Origin of the sequence: Mesorhizobium sp. M1E.F.Ca.ET.063.01.1.1 (assembly GCF_003998155.1) — a bacterium.
Classification (GTDB): Bacteria; Pseudomonadota; Alphaproteobacteria; order Rhizobiales; family Rhizobiaceae; genus Mesorhizobium.
The window spans coordinates 1-7,065 of the sequence record NZ_RZSC01000287.1; the positions used below are offsets into that span (position 1 = coordinate 1).

General features: G+C 63.3%; 8 protein-coding genes. All 8 read right to left on the reverse strand.

Annotated elements, in window-relative coordinates:
• On the reverse strand, positions 1-645 hold a 645-nt coding region (locus tag EOA29_RS19890; protein ID WP_145969716.1), incomplete at its 3' end, for an ABC transporter ATP-binding protein.
• Between the two features lie 3 nt (positions 646-648).
• Positions 649-1,620: a branched-chain amino acid ABC transporter permease gene (locus tag EOA29_RS19895; RefSeq protein WP_189350744.1), complete on the reverse strand. Its 972-nt coding sequence runs from the start codon at positions 1,618-1,620 to the stop codon at positions 649-651.
• A 22-nt stretch (positions 1,621-1,642) separates the two neighbouring features.
• Complete coding sequence (locus tag EOA29_RS19900) at positions 1,643-2,509, reverse strand: branched-chain amino acid ABC transporter permease (RefSeq protein WP_126095497.1); 867 nt, start codon at positions 2,507-2,509, stop codon at positions 1,643-1,645.
• 81 nt (positions 2,510-2,590) lie between these two features.
• Positions 2,591-3,793, reverse strand: a complete 1,203-nt coding sequence (locus EOA29_RS19905; RefSeq protein WP_127221333.1) for an ABC transporter substrate-binding protein — start codon at positions 3,791-3,793, stop codon at positions 2,591-2,593.
• Positions 3,794-4,072: 279 nt separating this feature from the next.
• Positions 4,073-4,348 (reverse strand): hypothetical protein, encoded by a 276-nt coding sequence (locus EOA29_RS19910; protein WP_127221334.1) that lies wholly within the window; start codon positions 4,346-4,348, stop codon positions 4,073-4,075.
• 197 nt (positions 4,349-4,545) lie between these two features.
• Positions 4,546-5,406, reverse strand: a complete 861-nt coding sequence (locus tag EOA29_RS19915) for a sigma-70 family RNA polymerase sigma factor (RefSeq protein WP_281061095.1) — start codon at positions 5,404-5,406, stop codon at positions 4,546-4,548.
• A complete protein-coding gene (locus tag EOA29_RS19920) occupies positions 5,403-5,891 on the reverse strand; it encodes a carboxymuconolactone decarboxylase family protein (RefSeq protein ID WP_127221336.1) in 489 nt (162 codons plus the stop codon). Before EOA29_RS19920 ends, EOA29_RS19915 begins: the two co-directional genes overlap by 4 nt.
• Positions 5,892-5,981: 90 nt before the next feature.
• Positions 5,982-7,065 (reverse strand): AAA family ATPase (locus EOA29_RS19925; protein ID WP_127221337.1); only part of this gene is annotated, 1,084 nt, incomplete at its 5' end.

A 7,065-nucleotide genomic window follows, 5' to 3' on the forward strand; every position in this document is an offset into this window, starting at 1 on the left:
CACCGCCGGCATGTCATGCTCGACGAGCAGGATGGTGAGGCCGAGATCGCGCAGGCGCCGCACCATCGCCACCATGCGCATCGTCTCGTCGTGGTTCATGCCGGCGAAAGGCTCGTCCAGCAGCAGGATCGACGGGTTCGTGGCGAGGCCGATGGCGATGCCAAGCGCCCGCAAATGGCCGTGCGGCAGGTTGTGGGCGGTCTCGCCGGCAAGCGAGGCCAGGCCGAGCAGCGCCAGGATCTCGTCGGCAGATTGGCCGAAGGCCGCCTCGTCGGCCTTGGCCGTGCCCGTGCCGAGGAAGAAGCCGAACAGGTTCGCCCTTGAACGCAAATGGTGAGCGATAATGACGTTGTCGCGCACGCTCATATTCTTGAAGATCGTCGTTTCCTGAAAGGTTCGCACGACGCCCTTGCGGGCGGCGATGTGCGGCGCGAGGTTCGAGATACGCTCCCCCTTCAGGCGCACTTCGCCGGATGTCGGCCTGAGGAACGACGAGATCAGCTTGAACAGCGTCGATTTGCCGGCACCGTTGGGGCCGATGACCGAGAGGATTTCCTTCTCGCGCACAGAGAAGGAAACGTTGTTGACGGCGACAAGACCGCCGAAGCGTTTCGTCAGGCCTGAGACTTCGAGCATGTCAGCCATGGCTCAACTCTTCCGGCTCGGGAGGGCGAGGCTGAGCAGTCCATTGGGTAAGACAAGCATCAGCACGATCATCAGGCCCGAGTAGATCAGGAGCTGGAACTCGCCGGTCTGGAAGAGCAGGTCCCAGCCGAAATAGAGCACCAGCGTGCCGAGCATCGGCCCGAACACGTAGCCAAGACCGCCGAGGAAACAATTCAGCATGAAGTTGACGGAATCGGTGACGGTGAAACTCGACGGATAGATCGATTGCGAGATGGCGGCGAAGATGGCGCCGGCAACACCGCCAAAAAAGGACGACACCGCATAGGCGATGACGCGCAGATAGGCGATGTTGACGCCGATGGACGAGGCCAGCTCCTCGTTTTGCTGCAGCGATTGGCAGAGCTTGCCGATACGCGAATGAACCAGCCGGTACATCACCGCGAAGCAGACCACCATGAGCGTGACCGCCAGCAGGTAGAAGGCCAGGCGGGGATTCTGCAACGTGGCGAAATCGGGAATGATGGTGAGGCCGAAGACCGAGAGCGCGCCGGGCAGCGGGATGCTGACGATGCCCTTGGCGCCGTTGGTGATCGGCAGTGCCAACGCCAGGAGCCGCGCGACCTCGGTCAGCGTCAGCGTCACCATGGCGAAGTAGACCCCGCGCAGGCGCAGGATCGGCAGGCCGATGAGCACGCTTGCTGCCGCGCAGAACAGGCCCGCGACCGGCAGCGTCGGCCAGAACGACCAGCCGTGGTTCATTACGAGGATGGCCGACACATAGCCGCCCATCAGCGCGTAGGCGCCCTGGCCGATATTGATCCGGCCGATATAGAAGGTGAGCCACACGCCGGCGCTGGCGATGCTGAGCAGCGCCACGGAGGTAAGCGTGTAATAGAGGTCGGTGCGGCCGCTCGCCGCGATCAGAACCGGCACGGCGAAAAAGACGATCGCCAGGAAGACAGCGACCGAGGCGATCTTCACGCTGAGCATCATGGCAGGATGCGTCATGGCACGATCAACCCCACGGCTTGCCCATTAACCCGTTGGGGCGGATCGACAGGAACACCATCAGCGCAGCAAAGATGGCGAGGTAGGTGACGTCGCCATACTGACGCAACACGGTAAGGCCGATCGACTCCATCATGCCGAGAATGAAGCCACCGGCGATGGCGCCGCCCACGACGCCGGCGCCCCCGATCATCACCATCAGGAAGGCCTTGATCGAGATCGGCCCGCCGATGCCGGAATTGACGCCGGTAATTGTGACCAGCAGGCCGCCGACGATGCCGGCCAGCATGGCGCCCATGGCAAAGCCGATCATCGAATAGCGATCGACCTTGACGCCCATCAATTGCGCGGCGACGCGATCCTGGGCCAACGCCCGCATGGCTCGCCCGACCCGGCTGTACTGCATGTAGAGGACGAAGGCCGCGATGAAGATCAAAGCGAGGGCGCCGACGACCAGACGGTCGTAAGGCATAATGATGCCGCCCTCGTTGAAAACGCCTTTGACGATCTTGGGAACGCCGCGCTGCTTCTCACCGAACAACAGCAGGATGACCGCGTCGAAAAAGAAGGCTGTCGCCGCGGCGAGCAGCATCGTGCTTTCCTCGCGCAGGCTGCGCCTGATGACGGTGCGGAAGAGGAATTTCTCCATCAGCGCGCCGATCACGGCGAGCGTCACACCGGACGCCAGCAGCGCCACGACGAAAGGCAGGCCGAGCTGGCCGTAGATGGTGTAGGTGATGAACCCGCCCAAAACGTACATCTGCCCGTGGGCGAAATTGAGCACGTTCATCAGGGCGAAGATCAGGGTGAGGCCCAGCGCGATCAGCGCATACTGGGCACCGAGATACAATCCGTTGGCGATAACCTGTTCCATGGATACCTTCGATCTTCCGCGGGGTCCGAGCATCGCCCGGACCCCCGGCATTCGGGAGGAAGTAACCTTAGGAACCTGACCCTAGTCGACGGAACCGACGAACAGGGTCTGGAAAGCACCGTCCTTATATTCGTTGACCACCATCGGCACGGCGAGCTGGCGCTTCTGGCCGAACGAGGTCGAGCCGACATAGCTCAGCTTGGCGTCGCCCTTCAGGAAGGGGTTGGGCGCCGAAAAGGTGTCCATGGTCTTCTTGAATTCCGCGACGTCGTTGATTGCCGCCGGATTGGCCTTCAGCGTGTCGAGGATGTATTCCAGCGCGTAGACCTTGGTGTTGGACTCGTCGTTGTACTCGCCGAACATCTTGGTGTAGCGGGCGACGAACTCCTTCATCTCATCCGAGGCGATCTCCGGCGTCGAGGCGCCGCCGACGGAGATGAAGCCATTGGCGTATTCGCCGGCGCCCTCTTCCAGAACCTTGGCGTCCTGCGCCGTTTCGGTCGAGATCAGGCCTTCGAAGCCGAGCTCGCGGGCGGCGCGGATGAGCAGCGGCGCGTTGGCGGGCGCCACGCCGGACAGCACCAGCAGGTCGGGCTTCAGCGCGACGATCGGCGTCAGCACCGGCGTGAAGTCGCGGGTGTCGTTCTGGTAAGTGTCGTTCTGGGCGACGACGTCGAGCCCGAGCGCCTTGGCCGCCTCGACACCGCTGTCACGCTGGCTGAGCGGGTCGGATTCGTTCGCGGCGACAAAGGCGATCGTCTTCACGCCCTTGTTTTCCTTGAGATATTTGTAGATCGCCGGGCCTGACTGGTAGTTGGCGATCATGCCGAGCACGGCGTTCGAGGCCGGCTTCTGGTAAAGGGCTTTCGGGAAGGCATAGGGGAAATAAATGATGCCGTTGGCCTCGGCGACGGGGCGCACCGCGGCGGCGCCGTCATCGACATTCGGCCCGACGACATAGTGGATGCCTTCCTGCGCCATCTTCTCCATGCCGGCGATGGCGCGCTTCGGATCCTTCTGGTCGTCGAAGGTGACGATGTTGATTTTGTAAGTGTCGTCGCCGATCTTGACGCCGCCTTTTTCGTTGAGCCAGGCGGCGCGCGTCTGCATCGAGCGCACGTTCGACGTGCCCCAGGCGGCGGCAGGTCCGCTGGTAACGCCTACGAAGCCGATCTTCAGCTCCTTGTTTTCAGCCTGCGCGGACGGGATGCCGACAGCGGCAATGGCCAAGGTCGAGACGGCGCCAAGCACCATCGATTTCAGAGTCGAGCGTCGGTTGATCATCTGCAGTTCCCCTTCTGGTTATCGCGCTTGTGTTTTGCTCATTGGCTGCGCGGATGGCTTAAGGGAAACCGGCTGCGGCAGATTGTCAACATCTTTCTTTATTATTGTATACAATGTTTGGGCCGAATGTGTGCGATGGTTTGAGACCCGCACAGAAGCAACCGCTGACGGCAACTGGCTCGCCTACCGGTCGGTGAACCAAAAGGGAGCGGCAAAGCAAAAGCGGTCGCGACCGATCGGCCGGGTGGCCACGCGAAACGAAAGACTGGTGTGGGTGGCCTATTTTCCGCAGTGATGGTCGTTGATCTTGTTCAGCGCGTTCGCGTCAGGCCCCGTCCGGTGGTAGGAACAGGCGCCCGCCGCCGTGGTGACCAACATGGCGTCATAATAGCGCGGTCCGCCGAACAGGATGTCGATGAGGTCGCCTTCGGCGGGAACGTAGCGCTCGCGCTCGACCGGGCGATGATAGTGCCGGTCGCCGGCGAATGCCGGGGCGGATACGGCAACGGCCGTGGCCAAAACGAGAGCGGAGATCGCAAGGCTTTTCGTCTTCATCGGCAGCAACCCTTTTGGCCATCTGGTACCCAAGCATATAGAGGAACAAAGGTTCCGTCAGCAGCCTTACAGATGGCAATCCGGGTGCGGTTGCAAAAGCGCGTCGCGATCTTTCAGATTCGCTTCGTGCGCTTTAGGTTTTTGATTTTACGCATGTCTTGATCCCGAAACCGGTCCCCACTTTCGGGAGACATGCTTTAGTGCAGATGCCTCAACTTGTCGGGATTGCGCATCACATAGATCGCGGCGATCTTGCCGTCCTCGATGTCGAGCGCCGTCGTCTGCAGCTCGCCGTCGCCCTCAAGGGTGACGAAGCCGGGCAACCCGTTGATGAAGCCAAAGCGGACAAGCTGCGAGCAATTGTCCTGAAGCCAGGCGACGACGGTCTCGTACTGCTTCATGACGGCGTCGAAGCCGAAGACCGGCTCCATGGCTGCCGGACGCTTGCCGCCGCCGTCGGCATGGGCGCTGACGTCGGCGCTCAGCATCGCGCCGAGCGCCTTCATGTCGCCGCTGCGCGAGGCGTTGAAGAAGGCTTCCGCAAGCTCCAGGCCGCGCTCTTTCTCGACCTTGAAACGCGGCCGCCCCTCCCGGACATGGCTGCGGGCGCGGGCGGCGAGCTGGCGGCAGGCGGCGGGGTCGCGCTCGATCTCAGCCGCAACCTCCTCGAATTGCAGCCCGAACACGTCGTGCAGCAGGAAGGCCGCCCGCTCGAGCGGCGACAGGCGCTCCAGCGCCAGCATCAGTGGCAAGGTGACGTCATCCGGTTCGTCGTCTTCGACAACGGGATCGGGAAGCCAGGAACCGACATAGGTTTCGCGCTGGTGGCGCGCGGATTTGAGCTGGTCGAGGCAGAGGCGGGTGACCGTGCGGCGCAGGAACGCCTCGGGCTCACGCACCTCGGCGCGGTCGGCCCCCATCCAGCGGACGAAAGCCTCCTGCACCATGTCCTCGGCGTCGGCCACCGAGCCCAGCATGCGGTAGGCGACCCGCATGAGCTTCGGGCGCAGCGGCTCGAATTCCGCCGCCGCGCCCTTTGATGCCGGCTCCGCCGTCAAGCGGCAGCCGCCTTGTTGGAGGCCTTCGCATTGGCGGCATTCAGGGCCGCCGGATCGACGAAGCCGCCGAAGCCGACCGCGATGCGGTTCCAGCCATTGATGATGTTGATCATCAGGGTGAGCTTCACCCGCTCCTCCCCGGTGAAATGGTCCTTCAGCGCTTCGTAAGCGGCCTCATGCGTATGGCCTTCGCTGATGCGCGTCAGCGCCTCGGTCCAGCCGAGCGCGGCGCGCTCGCGGTCGGTATAGCACGGCGCCTCGCGCCAGGCCGCCAGCAGGTAGACGCGCTGCTCGGTTTCTCCGCGTTCGCGGGCGTAGGTGGTGTGCAAATTGATGCAGTTGGCGCAGCCGTTGATCTGGGAGGAACGTATCTCGATGAGCTCGGCGAGAGCCGGATCGAGGCTGGACGCGATGGCAAGCGAGGCGCGATGCCATTCCTTCATCAGCGAAGGCGCGGCGGCAAGGGGGTCAAGTCTGGCAGTCATGGTCGGTTCCTTTCGTTGGTTCCGACCTCAAGACGAGCGAGGCTCCGCCCAATGTGACATGGCGCCGAATTTTTTTGCGCCCCAAGCCCGCTACTCGAAGGAGTAGGTGAACCCTTCCGCCGATGCGCCGACGGTGACCTTCGTCATCTTCGCGCCCTCGAGCGAGCGGTTGAGCACGCCGCGGCTGAGCTCCGGCAGCAGCGTGTTGGTGAGGATGGCGTCGATCATGCGGCCGCCGGATTCGATCTCGGTGCAGCGCGCCTTGACCAGGTCCATGACGCCGTCGCCAATCACCAGCTCGGCGTCGTTGGTCGCCCTGAGGCGCCTGGCGATCTTGGCGAACTGGTGACGGGTGATCGCCTCGATCATCGAATCCGACAGCGGATAGTAGGGAATGGTCACCACCCGACCCAGGAATGCCGCCGGAAATACTTTCAGCAGTGGCGTGCGCAACGCGGTGTCGAGATCGTCGATCCCGGTCCGCACCGTGCCATTCTTCGTGCGGTCCATGATGACGTCGGAGCCGACATTGGAGGTGAGCAGGATCAGCGTGTTCTTGAAATCGATGCGCCGGCCCTCGCTGTCGTCCATCATGCCCTTGTCGAAGACCTGGAAGAAAATCTCGTGCACGTCGGGATGGGCCTTCTCGACCTCGTCGAGCAGGATCACCGAATAGGGTTTGCGGCGCACCGCCTCGGTCAGGATGCCGCCCTTGCCGTAGCCGACATAGCCGGGCGGCGCGCCCTTCAACGTCGAGACCGTATGCGCTTCCTGGAACTCGGACATGTTGATCGAGATCAGGTTCTGCTCGCCGCCATAGAGCGTCTCGGCCAGCGCCAGCGCGGTTTCGGTCTTGCCGACGCCCGAGGGGCCGCAAAGCAGGAACACGCCCACGGGCTTTTCCGGCGCGCCGAGGCCGGCGCGGCTGGTCTGCACGCGCTTGGCGATCATCTCCATCGCATGGTCCTGGCCGACCACGCGCTCGGACAAAGTGGCCGCAAGCCTGAGGGCTTTTTCGGTCTGGCTGGACAGCATGCGTCCGGTCGGGATGCCGGTCCAGTCCTGCACGACGGCCGCGACCGCATTGCGGTCGACCGACGGCAGGATCAGCGGCGTCTCGCCCTGCGCGGCGGCGAGCTCCGCCATCAATTCGCGCAGCCGCGCAGGGCGAGAC